General features: G+C 46.2%; 22 protein-coding genes and 1 pseudogene. 19 read left to right on the top strand and 4 right to left on the bottom strand.

What is annotated here, in order from left to right:
- Positions 1-5 precede the first annotated feature (5 nt).
- Positions 6-1,385, top strand: coding sequence for a tRNA uridine-5-carboxymethylaminomethyl(34) synthesis GTPase MnmE (gene mnmE, locus AYW76_RS09320; RefSeq protein ID WP_067218954.1), 1,380 nt, complete (start codon positions 6-8; stop codon positions 1,383-1,385).
- A gap of 45 nt (positions 1,386-1,430) precedes the next feature.
- Here the strand turns inward: mnmE and acuI are convergent, their stop codons facing one another.
- Positions 1,431-2,408 carry an acrylyl-CoA reductase (NADPH) gene (gene acuI, locus AYW76_RS09315; RefSeq protein ID WP_067218950.1) on the bottom strand — a complete coding sequence of 326 codons (978 nt, stop codon included), beginning with the start codon at positions 2,406-2,408 and terminating at the stop codon, positions 1,431-1,433.
- Between the two features lie 44 nt (positions 2,409-2,452).
- Entirely contained in the window at positions 2,453-3,079 is a 627-nt protein-coding gene (gene acuR / locus AYW76_RS09310; RefSeq protein ID WP_231872583.1) for an acrylate utilization transcriptional regulator AcuR, read from the bottom strand.
- Between the two features lie 664 nt (positions 3,080-3,743).
- Between acuR and mnmG the strand changes: the two genes are divergently transcribed.
- The 15 genes from mnmG (at position 3,744) to AYW76_RS09235 (ending at position 17,900) form a co-directional block, all read left to right on the top strand.
- Complete coding sequence (gene mnmG / locus AYW76_RS09305) at positions 3,744-5,633, top strand: tRNA uridine-5-carboxymethylaminomethyl(34) synthesis enzyme MnmG (protein WP_067218944.1); 1,890 nt, start codon at positions 3,744-3,746, stop codon at positions 5,631-5,633.
- Positions 5,634-5,670: 37 nt separating this feature from the next.
- A complete protein-coding gene (gene rsmG / locus AYW76_RS09300; protein WP_067035498.1) occupies positions 5,671-6,297 on the top strand; it encodes a 16S rRNA (guanine(527)-N(7))-methyltransferase RsmG in 627 nt (208 codons plus the stop codon).
- Positions 6,298-6,304: 7 nt separating this feature from the next.
- Positions 6,305-7,078 (top strand): ParA family protein, encoded by a 774-nt coding sequence (locus AYW76_RS09295; RefSeq protein WP_067035500.1) that lies wholly within the window; start codon positions 6,305-6,307, stop codon positions 7,076-7,078.
- Between the two features lie 22 nt (positions 7,079-7,100).
- Positions 7,101-7,991 (top strand): ParB/RepB/Spo0J family partition protein, encoded by an 891-nt coding sequence (locus AYW76_RS09290; protein ID WP_067218940.1) that lies wholly within the window; start codon positions 7,101-7,103, stop codon positions 7,989-7,991.
- A 180-nt stretch (positions 7,992-8,171) separates the two neighbouring features.
- Entirely contained in the window at positions 8,172-8,576 is a 405-nt protein-coding gene (locus tag AYW76_RS09285) for an ATP synthase subunit I (RefSeq protein ID WP_067218937.1), read from the top strand.
- Between the two features lie 46 nt (positions 8,577-8,622).
- A complete protein-coding gene (gene atpB / locus AYW76_RS09280; protein ID WP_067035510.1) occupies positions 8,623-9,444 on the top strand; it encodes a F0F1 ATP synthase subunit A in 822 nt (273 codons plus the stop codon).
- A gap of 67 nt (positions 9,445-9,511) precedes the next feature.
- A complete protein-coding gene (gene atpE / locus AYW76_RS09275) occupies positions 9,512-9,769 on the top strand; it encodes a F0F1 ATP synthase subunit C (RefSeq protein ID WP_067035513.1) in 258 nt (85 codons plus the stop codon).
- Between the two features lie 60 nt (positions 9,770-9,829).
- Positions 9,830-10,300, top strand: coding sequence for a F0F1 ATP synthase subunit B (locus tag AYW76_RS09270; RefSeq protein WP_067218933.1), 471 nt, complete (start codon positions 9,830-9,832; stop codon positions 10,298-10,300).
- Between the two features lie 11 nt (positions 10,301-10,311).
- A complete protein-coding gene (locus tag AYW76_RS09265) occupies positions 10,312-10,848 on the top strand; it encodes a F0F1 ATP synthase subunit delta (RefSeq protein WP_067218930.1) in 537 nt (178 codons plus the stop codon).
- A gap of 36 nt (positions 10,849-10,884) precedes the next feature.
- Positions 10,885-12,429, top strand: coding sequence for a F0F1 ATP synthase subunit alpha (gene atpA, locus AYW76_RS09260; protein ID WP_067035522.1), 1,545 nt, complete (start codon positions 10,885-10,887; stop codon positions 12,427-12,429).
- Positions 12,430-12,507: 78 nt separating this feature from the next.
- Positions 12,508-13,368, top strand: a complete 861-nt coding sequence (gene atpG, locus AYW76_RS09255) for a F0F1 ATP synthase subunit gamma (RefSeq protein WP_067035525.1) — start codon at positions 12,508-12,510, stop codon at positions 13,366-13,368.
- A gap of 28 nt (positions 13,369-13,396) precedes the next feature.
- On the top strand, positions 13,397-14,773 hold the full coding sequence (gene atpD / locus AYW76_RS09250; protein ID WP_067035528.1) for a F0F1 ATP synthase subunit beta: 1,377 nt from the start codon (positions 13,397-13,399) through the stop codon (positions 14,771-14,773).
- 60 nt (positions 14,774-14,833) lie between these two features.
- On the top strand, positions 14,834-15,253 hold the full coding sequence (locus AYW76_RS09245; RefSeq protein WP_067035531.1) for a F0F1 ATP synthase subunit epsilon: 420 nt from the start codon (positions 14,834-14,836) through the stop codon (positions 15,251-15,253).
- A 176-nt stretch (positions 15,254-15,429) separates the two neighbouring features.
- Positions 15,430-15,867 (top strand): F0F1 ATP synthase subunit epsilon, encoded by a 438-nt coding sequence (locus AYW76_RS09240; protein WP_067218926.1) that lies wholly within the window; start codon positions 15,430-15,432, stop codon positions 15,865-15,867.
- Positions 15,868-15,995: 128 nt separating this feature from the next.
- Positions 15,996-17,900 (top strand): propionyl-CoA synthetase, encoded by a 1,905-nt coding sequence (locus AYW76_RS09235; RefSeq protein ID WP_067218923.1) that lies wholly within the window; start codon positions 15,996-15,998, stop codon positions 17,898-17,900.
- Between the two features lie 102 nt (positions 17,901-18,002).
- Here the strand turns inward: AYW76_RS09235 and AYW76_RS09230 are convergent, their stop codons facing one another.
- Entirely contained in the window at positions 18,003-18,743 is a 741-nt protein-coding gene (locus tag AYW76_RS09230; RefSeq protein ID WP_067218920.1) for a TrmB family transcriptional regulator, read from the bottom strand.
- Positions 18,744-18,959: 216 nt separating this feature from the next.
- Here AYW76_RS09230 and tcdA point away from each other — a divergent pair, with 216 nt between their 5' ends.
- Genes tcdA through AYW76_RS09215 form a run of 3 tightly spaced genes read left to right on the top strand, consistent with a single transcriptional unit; the run spans position 18,960 to position 21,254 of the window.
- The gene (tcdA, locus tag AYW76_RS09225; RefSeq protein ID WP_082866179.1) at positions 18,960-19,745 is read left to right on the top strand and encodes a tRNA cyclic N6-threonylcarbamoyladenosine(37) synthase TcdA; all 786 of its coding nucleotides are present in this window, start codon (positions 18,960-18,962) and stop codon (positions 19,743-19,745) included.
- Between the two features lie 42 nt (positions 19,746-19,787).
- Positions 19,788-20,618: a helix-turn-helix transcriptional regulator gene (locus tag AYW76_RS09220; RefSeq protein WP_067218913.1), complete on the top strand. Its 831-nt coding sequence runs from the start codon at positions 19,788-19,790 to the stop codon at positions 20,616-20,618.
- A 51-nt stretch (positions 20,619-20,669) separates the two neighbouring features.
- Positions 20,670-21,254, top strand: a complete 585-nt coding sequence (locus AYW76_RS09215; RefSeq protein ID WP_067218910.1) for a LysE family translocator — start codon at positions 20,670-20,672, stop codon at positions 21,252-21,254.
- Positions 21,255-21,521: 267 nt separating this feature from the next.
- On the opposite strand, the pseudogene AYW76_RS19355 reads toward AYW76_RS09215, so the two are convergent.
- A pseudogene (locus AYW76_RS19355) lies at positions 21,522-21,989 on the bottom strand (transposase); the annotation flags it as partial.
- Positions 21,990-22,256 lie beyond the last annotated feature (267 nt).

Below are 22,256 nucleotides of genomic sequence, written 5' to 3'. Positions count from 1 at the left end.
CCGTTATGTCAGATTTTCAGCAACTCATCGACCAAGATACCATTGTCGCGCAAGCCACCGCTCCTGGTCGTGGCGGTGTCGGCATCGTGCGAGTTTCCGGCGCCAAAAGTCTCGAAATTGCACAGGCGATTATCGGTTTTGAACCAACGCCTCGTTACGCTCATTATGTTCCATTCAACGATACTCAAGGCGAGCAGTTGGATATGGGCATTGCACTTTACTTCCCAGGGCCAAACTCCTTTACCGGTGAAGACGTATTCGAATTACAAGGCCATGGCGGCCCTGTCATTATTGATATGTTGTTAAGCCGTTGCCTGAAGCTTGGCGCGCGTCTAGCGCGTCCTGGTGAGTTTTCAGAGCGTGCTTTCTTGAACGATAAGATGGACTTAACACAGGCTGAAGCCATTGCCGATTTAATCGACTCATCGTCCGAACAAGCGGCAAAATGTGCTTTACGCTCGTTACAAGGTGCGTTTTCCAAACGCATTGACGAACTGGTGGAAGCCCTTATTTATTTGCGTATTTACGTAGAAGCCGCCATTGATTTTCCTGAAGAAGAAATCGATTTTATCGGCGACGGTAAAGTCGCGGCTCAGCTGCAAGAGATTCGCGATAAACTGCACAGCGTGATGAAAGAGGCCAATCAAGGCGCACTGCTACGTGAAGGCATGAGTGTGGTGATCGCAGGGCGTCCGAATGCGGGTAAGTCGAGCCTTTTGAACGCATTATCAGGCAAAGACTCTGCAATCGTGACGTCGATCGAAGGCACCACTCGCGATGTACTGCGAGAGCATATTCATCTAGATGGTATGCCACTGCACATCATTGATACCGCGGGGTTACGCGACAGCCCAGACGAAGTAGAGCGCATCGGTATTAAGCGTGCTTGGGAAGAAATCCATAAAGCCGATCGCATTCTATTAATGGTCGACAGCCAATCGGTCAATTCCAATGATCCAAACGATATTTGGCCAGAGTTTATGGGGCAATTGACCTCTAAAGATCACCTAACACTGGTCCGAAACAAAGTCGATCTAACCAAAGAAAGCACGGGCTATGAAGAATGTAACGGACTGCCTGTGATTTCTTTATCGGCAAAAACCAATGATGGCATCGATGCGTTAACCACGCATTTGAAAACTGTGATGGGCTTTGACAGTACAACGGAAGGTGGTTTTATCGCTCGTCGTCGCCATATCGAAGCGCTGCAGAAAGCCAACAGCTTCCTTGACGCAGGCTTTGAACAGCTACATGGCCATGGTGCAGGAGAGTTGTTAGCAGAAGATCTAAAAGAAGCGCAGCAAGCTCTCAGTGAGATCACAGGTGCTTTTACCAGCGATGACTTGCTCGGTCGTATCTTCGGCTCTTTCTGTATTGGTAAGTAATGCTAACGCCCACCAGCAAAGGTGGGCGTTTCTTCTAACATGTCGCTACATTGATACGATCACTCGCCCGCGAACGCTTCCGTCTAAAAGCTTGTTCGCGTATTCCAAGGCATCCTCTAAACCAATCGTTGCACCGATCTGGTCTAAATCCTCAGCATTTAATAGCTCAGCAAGACGCTGCCATGCTTGTTCGCGATCGACTAATGGGCGCATCACGCTGTCGATACCATAGAGCGTCACCCCTCGAAGAATAAACGGCGCCACTGATGCTGGGAAATCCATGCCTTGCGCGAGTCCACACGCTGTGACCGCACCACCGTATTTCACACTCGCACATGCGTTCGCTAAAGTATGGCTGCCAACACAATCAACCACTCCCGCCCAGCGCTCTTTTTGCAACGGTTTTCCTGCTTCGGATAACTCTGCACGATCCATCACGTCACTAGCTCCTAGTTGCTTTAAGTACTCCGACTCTTGTGGTCGTCCAGTGCTGGCCACCACATCAAAGCCTAATTTACTTAAAATGCGTACGGCATAACTGCCGACGCCGCCATTAGCGCCAGTGACTAAAACAGGACCATGAGAGGGCGTAATACCATGTTTTTCCAACGCTAACACGCTGAGCATCGCTGTATAGCCGGCAGTACCAATCGCCATCGCTTGTTGGGCGTTGAATGCACTGGGTAACGCAATCAACCAGTCACTGTTTAAGCTGGCTTGTTCCGCTAGACCACCCCAATGAGTTTCCCCTACACCGAAACCGTTTAACAAGACTTGATCACCTACTTGAAAACGGTCACTTTCAGTCGCCACTACCTCACCAACCAAATCAATCCCTGGCACCATTGGAAATTGACGCACCACTGGCGATTTACCTGTAATCGCTAAGGCATCCTTGTAGTTTAGAGTACTTGCACGTACTGCAATCTGAACGTCTCCTTGCGGTAAGTCAGCTGTTTCTAATTGACTTAGCTGAGCTTGGTAACCTTGTTCGTCCTTCGTTATAACCAGTGCTTTAAACATGCGGTCCTCCTAATTAGACCAGTTGTCTATAAATAGTTAAATTTCTAACGGGGCAAGCCCGCCAAATAGAATTTTTCAAACTGAATCAATGGTCCACTAGACTGCAGTAATCTAGCGCGCGCCACAGCACCTTCCCAACCAATCCAAAAAACATGTGCTAACGCATCGACATCTGCATCATGAGCCAATAACCCTTGCTGTTGAGCCAGCGTCAGACAGTCCGCCACTTTACTCTGCCAGCTTTGATAAGTGTCAAGCACTGCTAAGCGGATCGTCTCAGGTAATGCATTGGCTTCTTGCTCTAGGTTACCCACTAAACAGCCACGTTGATAAGCGTATTTCTCCATACCGGCTTTGGCCGATTCGATAAAGTTACGCAATCGCGTTACTGGAGGTAAATCATCATCCAGCAAATAGCGATCAAGCTTATTTTCAAAGTAATGCCTGTATCGTTCGAGTACAGCTAGAGCAAATACTTCTTTGCTATCAAAGTAATGGTAGAAAGAACCTTTTGGTATTTCCGCAAATCGCAGCATCGGCTCCAATCCTGTGGCATGAAATCCGTTCTGGGTCAGCCAAATTAAGCCAGCCTGCAACAGTGCGTCCTTTGTATCACGGTAACTCAGATCATTTTGCTTCGGTCGACCGCGTCGGCTCTGAAGTACTTCCATTAACATTCCTCTTAATTAGACCGCCTGTCTAAAAATAGTTGGTTATGCACAAATTCGCAACCAGCATCGTTAGATAGGTTATGCACATAACCATTGAAAGAGACCTAAGTGGCTGTCAAGAAATTTTATTCACAAAATCATTGCGCAAAAAAGATGAAGATGAAGAAAAATTTAACTTTTTTACCTGTGGACTAAATTTTCAGATTTTTGCTGTATGTATAACCAAAAAAACACATAATTATTAACAATATTAGTAGGTTATAAACATATTTTCCGTAAATTTAGCTTGTGGACAAACACGGTAATAAGTCCATAAGAAGTTTTGCACAGTTTTGCACAAGTAGGTCAGTAAAAAAACGGTCTGTATAACTAACACATTTATACACAGCAATTGGTTATCCACATCACAGGATTACAGGTGGGAACTTAACATGTTGTTATGTTCATAAGATTATGATGTATATAGTTTTTTATAAGTTACTAACAGAAATTGTCTTGCTATATAAATAACTTAAACATAAAAAAATCATATATAACCTATTTATACTATTATTGATGACCGGGTTAATGGCCTGAAAGGTCTCTTTCAATTTGGAATTTACTCGATATACTAAGCGCCCTGTTAGATCAACTGTTCATTTTTTATTCATTACCCGAGGTTCGTGTGGATTTCCCAACTCACTTTGATGTGATTGTGGTCGGTGGTGGCCATGCTGGTACCGAAGCCGCTCTTGCTGCAGCTCGCATGGGTGTAAAAACCCTTTTACTTACTCACAATATTGAAACGTTGGGGCAGATGTCTTGTAACCCAGCGATTGGTGGTATTGGGAAGTCCCACCTAGTTAAAGAAATTGATGCCTTGGATGGCGTGATGGCTCTAGCTACGGATAAAGCGGGCATCCAATTTCGTACGCTAAACAGCCGAAAAGGGCCTGCAGTCCGTGCAACACGTGCTCAAGCCGATCGAATTCTTTATAAAGCGGCTGTTCGATATACGTTAGAAAACCAAGAAAATTTATGGTTGTTTCAACAATCATGTGAAGACCTAATTGTTGAAAACGGTGCCGCTCGTGGCGTTATTACTCAAAGTGGTATTCGTTTTTTAAGTAAGACAGTCATCATGACGACCGGCACATTTTTAGGCGGCATTATTCATGTGGGTATGCAAAATTACTCAGGTGGACGAGCAGGAGACCCTGCTTCCATTGGTTTAGCGGAAAAGCTACGCGCTCTGCCGTTTCGTATTGACCGCTTGAAAACCGGAACCCCGCCACGTATTGATGCTCGTACTGTCGATTTTTCAGTTATGCAAGCTCAGCCTGGAGATGACATTACTCCGGTGATGTCTTATATGGGCAGCCGTGCTTTGCATCCAGAGCAAATAAATTGCTTTATTACTCATACCAATGAGCAAACACACGACATCATTCGTTCAGGTATGGATCGCTCACCTATGTACGCAGGTGTCATCGATGGGGTAGGACCACGTTACTGCCCATCAATCGAGGACAAGATTGTGCGGTTTGCGGATAAAAACTCGCACCAAGTGTTCATCGAGCCCGAAGGGTTAACGACGCACGAGCTTTATCCAAATGGTATTTCGACGTCACTGCCATTTGATGTGCAGTTGGATTTGATTCGCTCTATGAAAGGCTTGGAAAATGCACATATCACGCGGCCAGGTTATGCCATTGAGTATGATTTCTTTAATCCGCAAGACTTAAAGTATTCGCTTGAAACTAAGCACATGGAAAGTTTGTACTTCGCTGGTCAGATCAATGGCACAACGGGTTATGAAGAAGCGGGCGCACAAGGTTTGTTAGCCGGGATGAATGCGGCTTTGCAGGCACAAGGCAAAGAGCCTTGGACGCCACGTCGTGATGAGGCGTATTTAGGCGTATTGGTTGATGACTTAATCACCATGGGAGCCGATGAACCTTATCGGATGTTTACCAGTCGTGCCGAATACCGTTTAATTCTTCGTGAAGACAATGCTGACTTGCGATTGACTGAAAAGGGCCATCAATTAGGTTTGGTATCCGAAGAGCGTTGGGCTGCATTCAATAAGAAACGTGAAGCCATTGAGCTTGAAACACAACGTATGAAAGCGGCTTGGATTGTACCCAATACACCGGAAGCGGAATCGATCAATCCAAAACTGGAAACACCGATTTCCCATGAGTACAGCTTACTTGACTTATTAAAGCGCCCTGGCGTGGAGTACTCGGATGTTGCTAATCTGAAAAATGCACCGGAGCAGCCAGTTGATGAGCAAGTGGCCGAGCAGGTACAAATTTCAGTAAAATACGCTGGGTACATTTCTCGCCAAGCAGAGGATATTGAGCGTTTGCGTCGACAAGAAAATACAGCGCTGCCTGAAAACATGGATTATTCCATCATTGATGGTTTGTCTAATGAGGTGAAGCAAAAGCTTGAAGCGGCACGTCCGGCTACACTTGCGGCCGCGTCCCGTATTCAAGGCATTACACCCGCTGCGGTATCTTTACTCTTGGTTCATTTGAAAAAACGTGCCATAAGCCACAAAAGTGCCTAGAATCAGCAGCCAATAGTATGCATTTCTAGGAACGACTGTGAGTTATTTTGATACCCTCAAACGAGGTGCCGAACAAATGGGCATCTCGTTATCTGACGAAACCATTGAACGTCTTGTTCAGTATCTAGGACTTCTTGAGAAGTGGAACAAGGCGTACAATCTCACTGCTATCCGTGACACAGACAAAATGGTGTCGCTACATCTACTGGATAGTCTTGCAACATTGCCTTTTATTACCGGTAAAAAAATTATCGATGTTGGTACCGGTCCAGGCTTGCCTGGCATGATATTGGCTATCTGTTTACCAGAGCATGATTTCACATTGTTGGACAGTAATGGTAAAAAAACGCGTTTCCTGACCCAAGTAAAAATGGAAATGGGGCTGACCAACGTTACCGTTGCGAATGAGCGAGTTGAAAACCACGTTAATCAAGGCGCATACGATCATGTCACTTCCCGTGCTTTCGCATCGCTTGAAGACATGATTAATTGGTGCTTACCATTGCCGTCAGCAAAGGGTAATTTTTTGGCCATGAAAGGCGTATATCCTGAAGATGAGCTGGAAAGCCTACCAGATACGGTAACGGTAAAAGAGATTAAAGCATTGAGTGTTCCCACCATTGACGCCGAGCGTCATATGGTGATTATGACCCGCAAAGGATAGTAAAACTATGGCGCGTATCATCGCAGTGACCAATCAAAAAGGTGGCGTAGGCAAAACCACAACCTGTGTTAATTTAGCCGCATCACTGGGCGCAATGAAGCGTCGTGTACTCTTGATTGATCTCGATCCACAGGGAAATGCCACCACCGGCAGTGGCTTATCGAAAGATGAGCTAGAACGATCTGTGTATGATGTCCTAGTTGGAACCCATGGCGTTAAAGAAACCATGGTCTACAGTGAAACAGCTGGTTTCACGGTGTTGCCTGCTAACGGTGATTTGACGGGCGCAGAAGTCGCATTACTGGACTTACCCAGTAAAGAGACGCGCTTACGTGCAGGCCTATATGAAGTTGAAAATGAATTTGACTACATCTTATTGGACTGCCCACCTTCCTTGAACATGTTGACGGTCAATGCCTTAGCTGCAGCTCAGGGCGTGCTTATTCCTGTGCAATGTGAATACTATGCTTTGGAAGGATTGACGGCACTGCTGCAAACCATTGAAACAATTTCCACGGCACTGAATCCAGCGTTGGAGATCGAAGGCATATTACGGACTATGTATGACCCTCGTCCAAGCTTAACGCACGATGTATCGACGCAACTTGTCGAGCATTTTGGCAATAAAGTGTTTGATACGGTTATTCCTCGCAATATCCGTTTAGCCGAGGCGCCGAGCTATGGTTTGCCAGTATTACAATACGAGAAGCAGTCTCGAGGCGCTGTCGCGTATTTAGCGCTGGCTGGCGAGTTTATTCGTAAGCGTGCGGTCGCCGCTTAAACAGTTAAAAGGTTTGATTGGAATGACGATGAAAAAGCGTGGATTAGGTCGCGGATTAGATGCTTTGTTGGCGCCGAAAGCGGCACCCGCTCAAGATACGGCTGCTGGCGACGCCATTGAAACGGCTGATAATGTTATTCAAGGGCTGACGTACTTGCCCGTTGATTGGCTGAGCAAAGGTAAATTCCAGCCACGTCGCGACATGAACCCCAATCAGTTGGATGAACTGGCGAACTCGATTCGTAATCAAGGTATCATGCAGCCGATTGTTGTGCGTCCAATTAGCGAACAAAACTACGAAATCATTGCCGGTGAACGTCGTTGGCGTGCCGCTAAAATCGCTGGTCTAGATAAAGTACCGGTGATAGTCCGTCACGTAGAAGATTCTGATGCCATTGTTTTAGCGTTAATCGAAAACATTCAACGAGAAGACTTGAACCCTGTTGAAGAGGCCATGGCCCTTCAGCGTTTGGTGGACGAATTTAAGCTAACGCAGCAACAAGTCGCAGATACGGTCGGTAAGTCACGTTCTGCCGTTGCAAACCTTCTTCGTTTGTTGAATTTATCGCCTGATGTACGACGTTTATTAGAACATGGTGACATTGAAATGGGGCATGCCCGAGCTCTGTTAGGGCTTGATGCTGAGCTTCAGCCGCAAGCGGCATCAGTCGTCATCACTAAGTCACTTTCTGTTCGAGAGACAGAGAAATTAGTGAAATCTTATCAAACGCCAGCCGAAGAGCAGGTAAAAAAGGCGTTACCGGACTTCTCTGAGCATGCTTCTAAGATTGCAGAAAAAATTAATTCTGGCGTGAAGGTGCAGCCAAGCGCTAAAGGGAAGGGGAAATTAGTCATCGAATATCGAGATCAAGCGCATTTAGAAGCGATGATGAATGAGTTTTTTGGGGTATAGCTGCAAATTTGGTGCGTTAAAGCACTAAAATAATCGACATTAGACTAATAGTGCACTTTCTGTGCCGCGTTTGTATTGAACCGCCTTAATATAACCCATATAATGCGTCGGATTTTAAATTTGATCACATTGTGTGCGTATTTAAACGCATCATCATTGTGCGTCAACTAGGGGAAATTGATGGCTCATACTAAGCCGCTCAAGGCGAGTGCTTTATTAGCCGCCAAAAAACGCGCTGTGTTTCGCTTTATTGCAACACAACTCGTGTTAGTTTTTTGCCTTAGTGTTGGAATTTATGCGATGTACGATGGTCTACACGCCTACTCCTTTTTAGCAGGAGCGTTAGCCAGCGTACTTCCAAGTTTATATATGGCATGGCGTGTGTTTGGCCATGCTGGGACGAGAGCCGCGCAAGACGTGGTGAAGTCATTTTACCGGGGTGAAGCAGGTAAATTGGTACTGACGGCTATCTTACTTTCCGCTGTCTTTATTTTTATCAAGCCAATTGCTGCAGGCGCGTTATTTGCCGGCTTCGGTGTTGCAATTTTGAGCCATTGGCTCAGCCCTTTGTTGCTAAAGTATTAGCTGCAAAGGTAACGGTTTTAATCATTGAAAGAGTGTGGATGTAAATATGGCAAGTGAAAATCTCACAGCGTCAAGCTACATTCAGCATCACCTTCAGAATTTGACCTATGGTCAACATCCTGATGGTACGTGGGGTATTGCTCACGGTGCTGAAGAAGCTGCGGCAATGGGGTTCTGGGCGATTCACCTGGACACAATGTTGTTCTCGATCGGCCTAGGTATCCTGTTCCTTTGGTTATTCCGTAAAGCGGCGAAGAAAGTATCGGTTGATACCCCTTCTGGTCTTCAGAACTTCGTTGAGCTGATGGTGGAATTCGTTGACCAGAGCGTGAAAGAAACGTTCCATGGTAAGAACAAAGTCATCGCGCCGTTGGCATTGACGATTTTTGTTTGGGTGTTCTTGATGAACACGATGGACTTAGTACCGGTCGACTTTTTACCTCATTTAGCGTCTTTGTTGGGTGTTCCATACTTCCGTGTGGTACCGACGACAGATCTTAACGCGACACTTGGTATGTCTATTTCAGTCTTCATTTTGATCATTTATTACAGCATCAAAGTGAAAGGCGTGAGCGGATTTGTTGGCGAATTGACATTGCAACCTTTCGGTAAGTGGATGATTCCATTCAACTTATTGCTTGAAGGTGTGGGTCTATTGGCTAAACCTGTTTCTCTAGCATTACGACTTTTCGGTAACTTGTATGCTGGTGAATTGATCTTCATCTTGATCGCGATCTTGCCTTGGGGCATTCAATGGGCTCTGTCTGTGCCTTGGGCGATCTTCCACATTCTAGTAATCGTATTGCAAGCATTCATCTTTATGATGCTGACAATTGTTTACCTGAGTATGGCGCACGAAGATCACTAAGATCGCGTTGTTAAAACGATTTATTAAAACCTTGAAATCTTAAAAACTGTGAAAATTAGGAGTTAAAATGGAAACTGTAGTTGGTCTAACCGCTGTTGCTGTAGCCCTTCTTATCGGTCTTGGTGCCCTAGGTACTGCGATTGGTTTTGGTCTACTTGGTGGTAAATTCTTGGAAGGCGCTGCGCGTCAACCAGAAATGGTTCCAATGCTGCAAGTTAAAATGTTCATCGTAGCGGGTCTTCTTGATGCCGTAACTATGATCGGTGTTGGTATTGCATTGTTCTTCACTTTCGCAAACCCATTCGTTGCTCAGGTTGCTGGCTAATACGTCGCTTTACTTTGAAGTGATTTATTAATTTTGAACGACTAGAGCGAGGATATTTGCGTGAATATTAATCTCACACTAATAGGCCAAGCTATCTCGTTTGCTATTTTTGTGTGGTTCTGCATGAAGTTCGTGTGGCCACCAGTAATTGCTGCGCTCGAAGAGCGTAGCAAGAAAATAGCAGACGGTTTGGAAGCAGCTAACCGTGCTTCACGTGATCTAGAGCTAGCTCAAGAGCAAGCGACTAAGACACTACGTGAAAGCAAGGAACAAGCGGCCGAGATTATTGAACAAGCCAACAAACGTGCTAACCAAATCATTGATGAAGCGAAAGAGCAAGCGATCACAGACGGCAAACGCCTACGTGATTCAGCTCAGTCAGAGATCGAACAAGACGTCGTACGTGCTAAAGAAGCGCTGCGTAGTCAAGTTTCAGCTCTAGCTCTTATCGGTGCAGAGAAGATTTTGGGCGCCAGCGTTGATCAAAAAGCACACAGCGAGATCGTTGAACAACTCGCCAAAGAGCTATAAGCGAGGGTCCTATGGCTGAATTAAAAACAGTCGCGCGACCATACGCCAAAGCCGCTTTTGAAGTAGCTCGTGAGCAAGGCCAAGTAGCTGAGTGGGCCAATATGCTAAGCATATTGGCTACTGCTACAACTGAGCCAAAGCTAAAAACAGCGCTTCAAAATCCAGCTTTTAGTGCGCAAGAGAAGGCAGCAGCTCTAGCGGAAGTGTGCAACGAAGTCGTCACTGAGCAAGGTAAAGCATATTTGCTAAGTCTTGCTGTGAATAAGCGTTTAACGCTTCTTTCAGCGATTTCTGAGTTATTTGAGCAGTTCAAGCTGAACTATGAAAAAGCGGTAAATGTTGTAGTGACATCTGCCTTTGATTTATCAGCTGAACAAGAGCAAACACTGGCCGCTTCACTGGGTAAAAAGTTAGATCGTCAGATCAACCTTACCAGTGAAACAGACGCAAGCCTTATTGGTGGCGTGGTAATCCGTACCGGTGATTTAATCATCGACGGTTCAGTACGCGGAAAACTGGCGAAACTGGCCGAAGCGATAAACTCCTAAGGTTTCATTCGCGAAACCAGGGTTGAGGAATTTAGCATGCAGCAACTGAATCCATCTGAGATCAGCGAGATCATTAAGAAGCGCATCGAAACACTTGATGTGACTTCAGATGCCCAGAATGAGGGCACAATTGTCAGCGTTGCAGACGGTATCGTATTGATTCACGGTCTAGCTGACGTAATGTACGGGGAAATGATTGAGTTCCCTGGTGGTATCTTTGGTATGGCATTGAACCTAGAGCGTGACTCTGTCGGTGCCGTAGTACTTGGTAACTACCAAGACCTTGTAGAAGGTCAAAAAGCAAAATGTACTGGTCGTATTCTTGAAGTACCAGTAGGCCCTGAGCTACTAGGTCGCGTTGTTGACGCACTTGGTAACCCAATCGACGGCAAAGGCCCAGTTGATGCGAAACTAACTGACGCAGTAGAGAAGGTTGCACCTGGTGTAATCGCTCGTCAGGGTGTTGATCAGCCAGTACAAACTGGTTACAAAGCAATCGACTCTATGGTGCCAATCGGTCGTGGTCAACGTGAGTTGATCATCGGTGACCGTCAGATTGGTAAAACGGCTCTAGCAATCGACACTATTATTGCTCAGAAAGATTCTGGCATTAAGTGTGTGTACGTTGCGATTGGTCAAAAGCAATCTACGATCGCTAACGTAGTACGTAAGCTAGAAGAACATGGCGCATTGGAATACACGACTATCGTTGCAGCGGGTGCATCTGACCCAGCAGCGATGCAGTTCCTAGCACCATATTCTGGTTGTTCTATGGGCGAATACTTCCGTGACCGCGGTGAAGATGCGTTGATCGTATTTGATGACTTGACGAAACAAGCTTGGGCTTACCGTCAAATCTCATTGCTACTTCGTCGTCCACCAGGTCGTGAAGCGTACCCAGGTGACGTATTCTACTTGCACTCTCGTCTTCTAGAGCGTGCATCACGTGTAAGCGTTGAATATGTAGAAAAGTTCACTAACGGTGAAGTTAAAGGCCAAACGGGTTCTTTAACAGCTCTACCTATCATCGAGACTCAAGGTGGTGACGTATCAGCGTTCGTACCAACGAACGTTATCTCTATCACCGATGGTCAGATTTTCCTTGAAACGAGCTCATTCAACGCAGGCATCCGTCCTGCAATGAACGCTGGTATCTCGGTTTCTCGTGTAGGTGGTGCAGCGCAAACTAAAATCATCAAGAAGTTGGGCGGTGGTATTCGTCTTGCTCTTGCTCAGTACCGTGAATTGGCTGCGTTTGCTCAGTTCGCTTCTGACCTTGATGATGCGACTCGTAAGCAACTTGAGCACGGTAAGCAAGTAACTGAATTGATGAAGCAACCGCAATTCAGTCCAATGTCAGTAGGTGACATGGGCGTAATCCTTTACGCTGCCAACGAAGGCTTCCTTGCAGATGTTGAAACAAGCAAAATTGCTAGCTTTGAAAGTTCATTGTTGAGCTACATGAACAGCGAACACGCTGCCATGATGCAAGACATTAACAAGTCTGGTAATTACAACGACGAAATCGCAGGTACTTTCAAGTCAGCGATTGAGAAGTTTAAAGCTACACAAACTTGGTAATGATTGGGTGGCTGGCTTGCTGGCCACCAATCATCTCTGCAGTTTGTGAATTAACATTCTCACAAGGGCAGGTCTAATATGGCAGTCGGAAAAGAGATACGCGCTCAGATTGGGAGCATTAACAATACGCGAAAAATTACGCGCGCTATGGAGAAAGTAGCTGCAAGTAAAACGCGTAAAGCTCAGGATCGTATGGCCTCTTCTCGTCCGTATGCAGATCGCATTCGTCAAGTGATTGGTCACTTGGCAAACGCGAATCCTGAGTATAAGCACCGTTACCTAACCGAGCGTGAAATCAAGCGAGTTGGTTACGTCATCGTATCCAGTGACCGTGGTTTGTGTGGTGGCTTGAACGTTAACGCGTTTAAAGCGGCTATTAGAGACATGAAGCAATTTGTCGAAGCAGGGGTCGAAGTTGAGATCTGTGCCGTTGGCTCAAAAGCAGTGTCTTTCTTCAAAAACTACGGTGGTAATGTATCCGCAGCAGTAACTGGTCTAGGCGATGCTCCAGAAGCATCACGTTTGGTTGGTAGTGTGAAGGTTATGTTGGATGCGTTTGATGAAGGTCGCATCGACCGTCTAGTTTTGGTGTCTAACGAATTTGTTAACACCATGACTCAGAAACCATGTGTCGAGCAACTTTTGCCGCTACAAGCAGAAGAAAATGCAGAACTGAAGCACCACTGGGATTATCTGTACGAACCTGATGCAGTAGAGATCTTAAATGATCTACTGGTTCGTTACATTGAGTCTCAGGTATACCAAGCCGTTGTTGAAAATATTGCGTGTGAACAAGCCGCTCGAATGCTGGCTATGAAAAACGCAACGGACAACGCGGGCGATATCATTAATGAATTGCAGTTGGTGTACAACAAGGCACGTCAGGCAGCCATTACTCAGGAAATTTCTGAGATTGTTGGCGGCGCGGCAGCGGTTTAAGGTATTTAGGTATTAAGAGGATCCGAACATGAGTAGCGGACAAATCGTACAGATCATCGGTGCGGTTATCGACGTGGAATTCCCACGTGATAGCGTGCCAAAAGTATACGACGCCCTTACTATTGAGGGAAAAGAGTTGGTGTTGGAAGTTCAACAACAACTAGGTGATGGTATTGTACGTACTATCGCCATGGGTTCTACCGAAGGTATGAAGCGTGGACTAGAAGTTCAAAGCACTGGTAACCCAGTGTTGGTACCTGTTGGTACTAAGACTCTAGGCCGCATCATGGATGTTCTAGGTAACCCAATTGATGAAAAAGGCGCCATCGGTGAAGAAGAGCGTTGGTCTATCCACCGTTCAGCTCCTTCATACGCTGAGCAGTCTTCAAGCAACGAATTGCTTGAAACAGGTATCAAGGTAATCGACCTTGTTTGTCCTTTCGCGAAAGGTGGTAAAGTTGGTCTGTTTGGTGGTGCCGGTGTAGGTAAAACCGTAAACATGATGGAGCTTATCCGTAACATCGCAATCGAGCACAGCGGTTACTCTGTATTCGCAGGTGTTGGTGAGCGTACTCGTGAGGGTAACGACTTCTACCATGAGATGACTGACTCGAACGTAATCGACAAAGTATCTCTAGTATACGGTCAGATGAACGAGCCACCAGGTAACCGTCTTCGTGTAGCATTGACAGGTCTAACCATGGCGGAGAAATTCCGTGATGAAGGCCGTGACGTACTATTCTTCGTCGATAACATCTACCGTTACACACTAGCGGGTACGGAAGTATCAGCACTGCTAGGTCGTATGCCTTCTGCGGTAGGTTACCAGCCAACTCTTGCAGAAGAGATGGGTGTGCTTCAAGAACGTATTACGTCGACTAAGACGGGTTCTATCACGTCTGTACAAGCGGTATACGTACCTGCCGATGACTTGACTGACCCTTCTCCAGCGACAACGTTCTCGCATTTGGACGCAACCGTTGTATTGTCACGTGACATCGCATCTTTGGGTATCTACCCAGCGATCGATCCATTGGACTCTACTTCACGTCAGCTTGACCCACTTGTAATTGGTCAAGAGCACTACGACGTAGCACGTGGCGTACAGATGGTTCTTCAGCGTTATAAAGAGCTGAAAGACATCATCGCGATCTTGGGTATGGACGAGCTTTCTGAAGAAGATAAGCAGACTGTAAACCGCGCTCGTAAGATCCAGCGTTACTTGTCTCAGCCTTTCTTCGTAGCGGAAGTATTCACTGGTTCTCCTGGTAAATACGTTTCTTTGAAAGACACTATCCGTGGCTTCCAAGGTATCCTTAACGGCGAATTCGACGAACTTCCAGAGCAAGCGTTCTACATGATCGGTAGCATCGACGAAGCTGTTGAGAAAGCTAAGAAACTTTAATCCACGCAGTGTCAGTGAGCCTCGGCTCACTGACAAAGCCTGACTGAAAAGAGGCAACTTATGGCTATCACGGTACAATGCGATATCGTAAGCGCTGAACAAGAGATCTTCTCAGGTTCTGTTGAGACTCTTGTGGCTGCAGGTAGTTATGGCGATCTAGGTGTTTACCCAGGTCATGCGCCTTTGTTGACTACATTGCAACCAGGCCCTGTTCGTGTGATTAAGCAAAACGGTGACGAAGAAATTATCTTTGTATCTGGCGGCTTCCTTGAAGTTCAGCCTCATCGTGTAACTGTCTTAGCAGATACCGCTGTTCGTGCGAACGACCTTGATGAAGCGGCAGCACTTGAAGCGAAGAAACATGCTCAAGATCTGTTGGATCAGCAACATGCTGATTTGGATATTAGCCGTGCAACGGCTGAATTGGCGGAAGCCGTAGCTCGTCTACGTACTATCCAGCAGTTCCGTCAAAGCAAATAAGCTAGACGTTATCCAGATCATAAAAAGCAGCCTTAGGGCTGCTTTTTTTATGCCTATAATTTGGTGATGAGAAGCATCTACCCAACATGCTGACTTATAAAAGGAGTAGCATTGTGAAAGTTGGAAGGGTTTATGCATCCTGCACAGCACCCAACGTAGTTTAAAAAGGAGTTTTTATGAGTCATACCATTCTTTGCGACATTGTTAGTGCCGAACGCACGCTGTACTCGAGTCCTGTGAGGTATATTGTTGCGCCTTCAGATCAGGGTGAAGTCGGCATCTTTCCAGGGCATGCCCCGTTATTGACCTTATTAAAATCGGGCAGTGCTCGTCTGGTAAAAGAGGATGGCAGTGAAGAGCTGTTGTATATTTCGGGTGGTTTTATGGAAGTGCAGCCTCATCGTGTCATTCTGTTAGCGGACTTTGCAGAGCGAGCGGGCGAGTTAGACGAAGCAGAAGCCCTTGCGGCTAAGCAGCATGCGCAAGAGCGCTTAGGCAGCTCCGGCAATGATCTTGATCATACCCGCGCTTTGAAAGAGCTAAGCGAAGCGGTAGCACGCCTTAAAGTGATTGAACAGAATCGTAGAACGGTTCGTTTTGTCGACAAAAAATAAATAATGTTCAAATATTAGCCTTTAGTATTAGATTTTTTGGCGCTTTTTTCGTCTATATTTGGTTTCGACGTTTCAGATTGTAGACAATCTGAAGTTTGGCAAAGAATAAACATAAAAGGTCTGCCTGCATGTCATATCAAATAGAGTATCAACGTGCCTGTACTGAACCAGAGGCATTTTGGCGCGAAAAAGCGCAAGCGTTAGAGTGGTTCAAATTTCCGCATACCGTGCTCTCACAGGATGAGCATGGCATGGACCGATGGTTTGCTGATGGCGAACTCAATACCTGCTATCTTGCGCTTGATCATCACGTCGCTAACGGCCGTGCTGATCAAGCGGCGCTGATTTATGACTCCCCGGTGACCAACACCAAGCAGACTTACAGCTATCAAGAGTTGTTAGATGAAGTGTCTGTGTTTGCGGGCGCTTTGAAGCAGCAAGGGGTTGGCAAGGGCGATACGGTCGTTATTTATATGCCAATGATTCCTCAAGCTTTGATGGCCATGTTGGCGGTTGCACGATTAGGGGCGATTCACTCCGTTGTCTTTGGTGGCTTTGCTGCCCATGAGTTAGCGGTACGCATTGATGATGCTAAGCCTAAAGCCATCGTGACGGCCTCCTGCGGCATTGAAGTGTGCCGTATCGTGTCTTACAAACCGTTACTTGATGAAGCGTTGAGACAAGCCAAGCATGAACCCAATGCTTGCATTGTTTATCAACGAGAACAAGAACTTGCAGAGCTTAAAGCAGGCAGGGATTACGACTGGAACGAGCTAGTAAAAAGTGCTTTTCCGTGTGACTGTACCCCTGTTAAAGGCACTGATCCACTCTATATCCTATATACTTCGGGAACGACTGGAAAACCGAAAGGTGTGGTTCGCGACAATGGTGGTCATGCTGTTGCCTTGAACTATTCTATGAAAGCCATCTACAACATGTCTCCGGGTGAGGTGTTCTGGGCGGCATCGGATGTCGGTTGGGTCGTAGGCCATTCATACATCGTATATGGCCCTTTGATTTATGGCTGTACCACTGTGATGTACGAAGGTAAGCCAATCATGACGCCGAATGCCGGTGAGTTTTGGCGGGTCTGTAAAGAATACGATGTGAAGACTTTGTTTGCTGCGCCTACGGCGTTTCGTGCCATTCGTAAAGAAGATCCGCATGCAGAGTTACTTAACAAAGAAGACTTAGCCGGTTTGCGGGTCATCTTTATGGCAGGAGAACGTTTAGATCCCCCTACGTACGAATGGACTAAAGCCGTCACCGGAAAATGTGTTGTTGACCATTGGTGGCAAACAGAAACTGGCTGGGCGATTTGCGCTAACCCAATAGGATTGGAAATGAAGATTGCCAAACCAGGTTCTTCGACAGTGCCATCCCCAGGGTTTCAAGTGCATGTACTGGATGATCGAGGCGAGTCGCTCGCACCAATGGAGCAGGGCAGTATCGCCTTAAAAAGACCGCTGCCCCCCAGTTGTTTACCGGCTATTTGGGGGGACGTCGATCGATTTAAGTCGGGGTATTTAAGTGAATACCCCGGCTATTACACCTCTGGAGATGGTGGTTACATCGATGAAGACGGTTATGTGTTTATCATGGGGCGAACCGACGACGTTATCAACGTGGCAGGACATCGTCTATCAACGGGTGAAATGGAAGAAGTTGTCGCCATGCACGATGCTGTCGCTGAATGCTGTGTGATCGGTATCAATGACGATCTAAAAGGCCAGTTACCATTAGGATTGGTACTGTTGAAAAATGGCTATGAAGAACACACCGATAAAATTCAAGAAGAGTTAGTGGCTTTGGTTCGTCAAGAAATTGGCGCCTTGGCCTGCTTTAAGATTGCTATGGTGGTACCGAAGTTACCGAAAACCCGTTCTGGTAAAATCCTGCGTAAATTACTGCGTCAGATTGCTTCGGGAGAAGAGTTTAATATTCCTTCCACCATCGACGATCCAAACAGTATTCATGACATTCAGGATTTAATGGCCGAGCGCGGCATCATTGTCGACAAACTGGCGGGTTAGCAGCCTAGCTGAGTTTTTGAGCAAGCCAACATGGCCACGCCATGTTACTCCACTGTTGCCCGAGCCTACGCTCGGGCTTTTTTATAACGGCTATTTTTTGCCTTACAGCAGTCGCCATAAAGTATCAAAGATAATTTGTTGCGCTTTGGCAATGTCGTTGGATTCCAAAACCACGGCCGAAGGGAAGTTGTCGCGCGCGAGCGAAATGATGGCACACTTGGGTGGATAGATGGCGATGTAGCTGGCATCGACACTGCCTTCGGTTTTAATCCACTTACGCTCGGACAGTTCGGCATCCTCACCACCGTCGCCTAGGGCGATGACGTTTACCTTAATGCCCAGTTTAATACGTTGTTTGGTATAGGTTGGGAATGGTCGATACAAGTACGGTCGGATCGGTTTGGAGGAAAATACACAGTATTCCTTATGGTCTTGCTGGGACACCACGTTTAAAATGTCGCGCAATACCCACTCAATACCATCGTCACCTTCGTAATAACGCACGTCGGTGTGGTGAAAGGTTGGTTGGGACTGCACCAAGCTTGGAATAATCGTGTGTTTGAGCGAATCAATAGTCTTCTCTATGTTCTGCTTACGCTCTTCAGCAAGGTTGAGCAGAATATCCGGATTCTCAGCCATGAAGAAGCGACGTTTGCCTTTTGGAAAATAGCTGACGACGCCTTTATTTTGCAGCTGTTTGAGAGATTCGTAAGCGGAACCCCGGTTAACGCCTGATTGTTCGGCAATATCACGAATCGACGCTGGCCCAAGTTTAAGCAAAGTTTGGTACAGCGTGGCTTCTCGCTCTGTAAGACCGAGTTGTTCTAACACTTGATGCAGCATATTTTATTAATCGTTTTAATCGCAGCCGCCAGAGGCATGGTTGAATAGAGACCTTAGTGACGCGCGTCTAAACATGACAACATCGCCCTGCGGACGTCCCTGTCCGCGAAGGGCGCGCACGCCCATCCTTGGGCGTTGTGCTTGTCATGATTTAGACGCCGCTAGGCTAAGCCGTTATTTTGCCTTATCGGTAAGATTCTGCAAGGAGTTAAAAGAGTGAGTGATGATCAGCGTTTCGGTGGTATTCGTCGCCTATACGGCCATGCTGCCTATGACTGTTTTCAACAGTCCCACGTTTGTGTGATTGGTATCGGTGGAGTAGGTTCTTGGTGTGCTGAGTCTCTTGCGCGTTCAGGCATTGGTCAGATTACCTTAATCGATATGGACGATGTGTGTGTCACCAATACCAATCGCCAAATTCATGCTCTAGATGGCAACATAGGCAAATCGAAAGTCGACGCTATGGCAGAGCGTATTAAGTTGATCAACCCCAACTGCCAAGTGAACTGCATTGAAGACTTTATCACGCCCGAAAACATCCCTGAGCTGCTCGATACGCCGTTTGACTATATTATAGATGCGATTGACAGCATCAAACCTAAAGCAGCTCTGATCGCTTGGTGTAAGCGTAATAAGCGTTCTGTTATAACCGTCGGTGCAGCAGGCGGTCAGCTAGATCCGACTCGAATTGAGATTTGTGACTTGGCGCGTACCGAGCGCGATCCGCTCGCGGCGAAACTGAGAAACTTTCTACGTCGCCATTACAACTTCACTCGAAATACTAAGCGTCGTTTTGATATTGAATGTGTGTACTCGCAAGAACAGCTGAAATACCCACAGCTAGACGGTACAGTTTCTCAGCAACGTCGTCGAGGGGATACAGAGACCAAGATGAATTGCGATACAGGGTTTGGCGCTAGCACGGTCGTTACTGCTACCTTCGGCTTTGTTGCTGTAGGGCGAGTGCTAGAGAAATTGGCACAAAAGGCCATACAAGACTGAACAATTTTTTACCGGTGTTTGAGTGTGCCACGGGGGAACGTTATGCGTGCTGAAGAATTTTGCTATGTGAAGACCCATAAAGTATTAAATGGTCTTGAAGTCATTCATGCGCAATTCACGGATACGGTATTTGGTAAACACGCTCACGCTGATTATGTGATTTCTATTGTCGATACAGGTGTGATGCACTTTTGTCATAAAGGTGCGAGTCACAATGCTTTACCGGGGCAGTTGTCTATTGTCAGCCCTGATGAGCTGCATACCGGTTCCAAAGGACAGGGTGAAGGTTGGCGTTACCGTGCTTTATACCCTTCATTAGAACGAGTTAGCGATCTGTACCAAGAGTTGTTTGGTCGATCTGGCGTACCGAGCTTCCATGCGAGTATTTTGCAAGATGAACGCTTGAGTCGGCAAATGCAGTTATTATTGGCTAAGCTCGAATCGGGTGCGGAGGCATTAGATTTAGAAGTGCATTGGGAGCTATTTTTAGTCAATCTGCTGCAAAAGCACGCCATTAAGCGCGGTCAATCGCCAAGAGCGCTCGGATCGGCGCAATCGAATATCGAACAGGTACGTGATTACCTAGCCGATCAGTATCAACATAAAGTATCTTTGGAAACTGTCGCGCAACAAGCGGGCATCAGTAAGTTTCATTTAATCAAAGAATTCAAACGCTACTTTCAGCTCACGCCACATCAATATCAAATCCAACAACGACTGAATCATGCCAGAGCGCAGCTAAAACGTGGCATGAGTGCGGTCGATGTAGCGCTTAACTGTGGCTTTCATGATCAAAGCCATTTTAGCAAAGCCTTCGTCAGAGCCATGGGGATTACGCCTTCGGCTTATCGACAGCAATTTTTTACAAGATAACACTGAGCGTTAGGATTACATTGGTGACTTACCTAATTAATGAGTCACATTATGGAAAGCCAGTTAGCGTTTTTAGCCATTTGCCTTGCATCGGCGGCTTCACCAGGGCCAGGTGGTTTGGCGGTGGTCAGTAACAGCATTAACCACAATCTTCGCCGTACCTTACCGGTGATCTTTGGCATTGCCACAGGGCTTATGTTGGCATCTTTACTGGCCAATACATGGCTGTTAGCCGTGATTCATTCGAGTGAGCAAGCGTTTCAAATCATGACCTGGTTATGCAGTGGCTACATCGCCTATTTAGGCTGTAAAGCGCTGTATTATGCTAACAGTACAATGACTATTGCGGCACAGGGCTACAGTTTTAAAAATGGGGTACTGATCTCGTTATTGAATCCAAAAACATTGGTGTTTTTCGGTGCGCTGTTTCCGATGTTTATCCCAGCTGATGAAGACTTTCTTCGCTATGCGATACTACTGACAGCAGAGCTGGTACTGATTACTTTGGTCATTCATATTTTGGTGTCATCAGCGATCGACAAAGTCTCACATTTGCTACAACACCACCTCGTCGCGATTAATCGCGCTACCGGTGTGATGTTTATCGCATTAGGAATCAGTGGTTTTATCTTCTAACAAAGCAGAGACAGTTTAGGCCTGAATCTGCTTAAGGATGCCCAATATCCCATTAGTACGAGAGCTGGTGAAGTAGCTAGACAGGTTAAACTCATTCAGCTCTGCGGCCAAATCCATTGCTTGTAACTCGCTTTGCTGTTGTGGCCATTAGTAAGGCTTCTAAGTTTTGAGAGCATTGACGCGCTATATTAAGCTTAGGCATTGGCTCTTGTCCTTTGCATGGCACCCTCGTTTGGGGTTGTCTATCTCTGGTTCTTTTGGTTTTTTCGCAGGGCGTTCTCTCGCCTCAATAGTCGTTCCATCACGACAGATATGTCCAATTAAATTGTCTCCAAAATGCGTTTTAGTAAAGGCTTAATGAGCATGTTATGCTAATTAAGCTTCAGGAAATTCATCAAAAGCACGAGAAAAAGTGGACTCTGATGGAAGTTTTTTGTGGTATGGGAAACCACAGATACGTCGCAGAGTTCGATCTATGGTCAGTTTCTCAATCAAATGAACCGTGGTGGTCAGCCCAAGCACGACTTTTGCAATGAAAGCATTTACGATACAGCTTCGCTCATGTGGTATACGTCCTTCAGCAGTACGAGAAACGCAGACAAATTCTTCTATGCGAGCCCATTCTAGGGTATGGATAAGCTTTTCCAGTTTCGGGATCAGCACATCGCTATCCAACAATAAATCTGGTAATAATTGAAATTGAACGGTATGTATAATTTGATGGGGACGTAGCATTCATCTTGTGGGTGTTCTAATGAATGACATTGTCATCTTGTGGGTGTTCTAATGAATGACATTGTGCCGGAAACGGCCACCCACATCCTTCCTTTTTTGTCTTCAAGCAAAGGAAATTCTGCTCGAAAGCGGGTTTTTGCAACTACCTCTTTCATAAAACAATTTTTGAACAATATTTACTAAAACAAACATTGCAAACACGTATCACTCTCTTTAACCTCACATACTAATAACCATAACTCATGGATGGAGCTTATGCGCGGTCTT

The sequence above is a fragment of the Marinomonas gallaica genome, assembly GCF_001639745.1.
GTDB classification, from domain to species: domain Bacteria; phylum Pseudomonadota; class Gammaproteobacteria; order Pseudomonadales; family Marinomonadaceae; genus Marinomonas; species Marinomonas gallaica.
This window is presented reverse-complemented; position numbering and strand designations above follow the sequence as displayed.